We start from the raw sequence: 305 nt of genomic DNA, 5'->3' as shown, positions 1-305 counted from the left end.
CTGGGCCTGCAGACTCTCCCCCCAATCGAGCGGGATTCCGAGGACCTGGGTCTCGCCCGGGTTGATGTCGAGCGCGTACGTGCCCTCGTCCACGATCGGTGCGTTGGCGTTGCTGGTGCCGGGAACCACGTCGCGCGTGGCGTCCCCCGGTTCGAGCGCCGTCCATGCGGGCGCCTGGGGCGGGTCGGTGGTCGGCGCCTCGGCCAGAGGCGGCTCTTCATAGACCGCGAGCTCGACCGGCGCGCCGGCGAGTTCGATGCCGACAGTGCGGTCGATGCGGACGGTGACCTCATCGGCGGTGTTGC

1 pseudogene is annotated in these 305 nt (G+C 71.1%); it reads right to left on the bottom strand.

Going from position 1 to position 305, the window contains the following annotated elements:
• Window positions 1-305: pseudogene (locus D9V41_RS18160) on the bottom strand (hypothetical protein); the annotation flags it as partial.

Origin of the sequence: Aeromicrobium phragmitis, assembly GCF_003674095.1 — a bacterium.
Lineage (GTDB): Bacteria > Actinomycetota > Actinomycetes > Propionibacteriales > Nocardioidaceae > Aeromicrobium > Aeromicrobium phragmitis.
The sequence above is the reverse complement of the archived record's forward strand: the minus strand, read 5'-3'. Positions and strand labels throughout refer to the sequence as shown.